At 55.5% G+C, this 723-nt stretch carries 1 protein-coding gene; it reads right to left on the reverse strand.

Features of this window, described 5'->3' with window-relative positions; all coding sequences use genetic code 11:
• Nucleotides 1-577, reverse strand: a 577-nt coding sequence (locus tag BLX24_RS30925; RefSeq protein ID WP_218160750.1) for an alpha/beta hydrolase family protein, incomplete at its 3' end; no start/stop codon positions are given.
• Between the last annotated feature and the right edge of the window lie 146 nt (nt 578-723).

The following is a 723-nucleotide window of genomic DNA, read 5'->3' on the forward strand; positions in this document are numbered from 1 at the left end:
TCAGTCTGTTGCGGGTAGCCGCTAAGCCGGCTCCGTTGGTGCTGAGTGTGGTTAAAAACTGGCACCGGTACGTGGGGTCCTTTTCATGCTGAGCCGTGAGCGTTACTAAATCGGTGGGACACACCACGCCGACAACCCGTTTTATCCGTTTATCGCGTATTCCCGCTAACAGCGCTACGGTGCCGCCACGACTTCCGCCACGGACAGCGGTTCTGTTGACATCGGCACGGCTTTCGGTTTGACCGATCAGATTCAGAAACGCGATGGTATCGTCGGTCGCTCCGTCAAAGGCATCGCAGTGATCACCCTCCGAAAGCGGAGATGTATAAAGGGTGCCGTTGACAGTAAGGGCTAATGACTGACCCCGCAAAGCCGGAATAGCCAGGATAAACGGAGAGTCAGCCAGGGAGCTGTCGAGGGCCAGGGAAACAGCGTTGGTCGTTATGCCCAGGCCGAATCCATTGATCAATAGCCGGACCGGCAGGTGGCTGGTACCCTGCGGAACGAGCAGGGCGCCGTACTGGCTGAGACCGGCCACGGTGTAGGCCAGTATTTTGAGGGTAAATTTGCCGTTCAACAGTTTAGTTTCCTGAATAAGCTCATATCTGTCAGGCACTAAATTTCGTTTTTGCCAGCCGGTGCTGATCTCATTAAGTTCTGCCGGCGCCGGGACGGCAAATAATACCTGCCTGTCAGCCGGCGACAAGGTATCCTTTTTGGTAC

Origin of the sequence: Arsenicibacter rosenii (genome assembly GCF_001870735.1) — a bacterium.
Lineage (GTDB): Bacteria > Bacteroidota > Bacteroidia > Cytophagales > Spirosomataceae > Arsenicibacter > Arsenicibacter rosenii.